This window comes from Roseateles sp., from assembly GCF_049240545.1.
Classification (GTDB): domain Bacteria; phylum Pseudomonadota; class Gammaproteobacteria; order Burkholderiales; family Burkholderiaceae_C; genus Paucibacter_A.
The window spans coordinates 1-2,327 of record NZ_JBMLSK010000024.1 but is presented as its reverse complement, the minus strand read 5'-3'; the positions used below and the strand labels follow the sequence as shown (position 1 = coordinate 2,327).

The 2,327-nt window shown below is 68.4% G+C and carries 3 protein-coding genes; all 3 read right to left on the bottom strand.

What is annotated here, in order from left to right:
- Positions 1-90: 90 nt before the first annotated feature.
- Positions 91-666, bottom strand: a complete 576-nt coding sequence (locus tag ACOVRJ_RS01545; RefSeq protein ID WP_422042150.1) for a hypothetical protein — start codon at positions 664-666, stop codon at positions 91-93.
- Between the two features lie 4 nt (positions 667-670).
- On the bottom strand, positions 671-1,153 hold the full coding sequence (locus ACOVRJ_RS01540) for a pyridoxamine 5'-phosphate oxidase family protein (protein WP_422042149.1): 483 nt from the start codon (positions 1,151-1,153) through the stop codon (positions 671-673).
- Positions 1,154-1,551: 398 nt separating this feature from the next.
- A partial coding sequence (locus ACOVRJ_RS01535) for an SWIM zinc finger family protein (RefSeq protein ID WP_422042148.1) occupies positions 1,552-2,327 on the bottom strand: 776 nt, incomplete at its 5' end.

Here is a 2,327-nt window from a genome sequence, read left to right as displayed (position 1 = left end):
TGAGTGGGAGTAGGGGCGGCGCTCCGGCCTCAGGCGCCGCGGCGAGCAAACCTGCAATCCCCGGCAGCGCCGCGGGCCGCGTCGGGTCGGTCAGCCTGAGAAGAGACTTTCCCGCGCCGTGGTCGCGGACGCTGTCTGCCGCTGCACCACGCGCCGCAGCAGACGGTTGAGCCAAGACAGCGCGATCACCGGAATCACCGCGGCGAACTTCACGTTGCCGCGGAAGTACATGGCCGCAATCAGCGCGACACCCACGGCCAGCAGCAGGCAGAGCGAGGCCATCACCACCGGGCGCCGAGGCCCCGTGGCGGCGACGAAGCCTGCAGGGGAGAACGCGGTCGTCACCAGGCCCGCCGCGCCCATGGCCATGAAGAGGCTCGCTTCGCCCAACCTCTGGTAGCCCTGCAGCCACCACCACTGCTGCATCCAGGCCGCCAAACCTCCGGAAACGAGCCAGAGATTCGCGCCCAGTATCAGCCGGTTGGCGGGCGTGGGCCGCCACCACAGAAACGCGAGTTCCGCAACGGCCACCGGTGTGGCGGCCTTGAAGGCGAAGAGCAGACGCTCGTCCGTGGGGCTGGGGCTGGCGAAGGCCAGGAACGCGAAGAACGCGAGCGCGAGGAAGCCGAGCAGGTAGTCGATGACGGCAAGCAGGACGCGGCGCATGGGCTCAGTTCGATCCGCCGACAACCCGCGAGACGCCGTAGGTCCGCAGCGCGTTGGCCACCTGACTCTCCTCGGTCGTCTCGCCAGGGTAGAGCCGGTAACTGGGGGCGACGATCGGCTCGACCGCGCTCGCGCGGATGACGAGGACGCTGTGGATCGGGAAGCGCGGGCCGGCCATCTTCAGCAGAGGTTCGGCCCACCTGCTGAAGCCCGGCTCCTGTGAGCCCACGTTCTGCGCGGTACCGATGACCTTGAACCCCTTCTGCACCCACACGTCGATGAAGCTGATGCAGACCTTGGCGCACGAGCGGACGTTGCGTACGCTGGTCGGCGAGGCGATGTTGGCCACCACCAGATGGTCTTGATCGACGACCGCGAAGATCTCCTTCGGCGACACGTTGGGCTGGCCGTCGGGATTCACGGTCGCGAGCCAGCAGAGCACGCTGTTGCGCGCGGCGGTGACGACTTCCTCCGAGAGCAGGGGCATGGGGTTGGGGAGCGAAGGGGTCTCGACAGCGTACTGCATCACGGATGGCCCACCCAGGCGGCTGTGGCCGGGAGCTCACGGCTCCTTGTGTAGACGCGACAGCGGGTCGACTCGATGTGCCGATCCGCAGGTTGGTGTTGACGCTGACCGACAGCACGAACCGTCGTGTTCCTGTGGGTGCCCACCGTCAGCGAATACTCGACCTCGCGCCCACCCAGGGTCTGACTCGGGCCGAGTACGACATGCGGGTTGCCGACCGAATCTGAGCGCGAAGCTTGCGCCAAGGATCCGCATTGCTCAGCCGGTCGCCACGTGAGAGTCTTCGCTCGATCGAGGGCTGACAGACGTCCTGCCCTGGCAATTGAGCGCCGCTGATCTTCACTGGCCCGCACTGCTGCTCAAGTCGTGCTGCCTGGCTCAACCGCCACATAGCGCGTGCCGCGCTTGTGCCCTTCCACCCGGGCGTATCCGTCGGCCACCAATCGCTTGAGCAGGGTGCGGACGGCTTCTGCATCCAGGCCGGTGGCTGCACGGGCAGTGGCGTTGTCCAGCCAGCCTGTCCGGCGCAAGGCCGCCAGCAGGCGGGCGGCCGGGCTGCGCGCCCGCGCCGTCGACTTGGCGGACGGCGGCGTCGGCCCGGACGGCTGGCAGGGGCCGGCCGGCGGCTTTGGCGCTCTCGGGGCCGACGCCTTTCTTGAGAGGGTCTGGACGGGCGGGTCGGGGGCATCGACTGCCGAGGCCGGATCCATGTCCAGCCCGAAGAGCGCGCCTATGTCGTCTGTGGCCAGAGAGCGCTCGCCGACCCCTGCTTCGGTGACGACGCCGGCGCCAGCCTTGCTCAGCAGGTCGGCAGTGTCCACCTGGCGCAAGGTGAACAGCAGTTCCGGCTGGTGGTCGAAACGAGCGCCTACGCCGTACAACACGGCGGCCACGTGCTTGCACATCGCGGCACTGTCGGGGCACGAGCAGTCGAAGCGTATGTCCCTGGGGGCGGGGAACAGCCCGTCGTCCTGCCTGCACAGGCGATCCATCACGGACTTGGCGAGGCGTCCCTGCAGCAGTTCCACCAGCGAGTCGATGCCCCCGGCGCAGTCGGCGCAGATCTGCTGCCACTTCTTCCCGGGGACGGGCTGCACGGTGATGGTGGTGCGGTAGATCGACGACCCGCTGACCC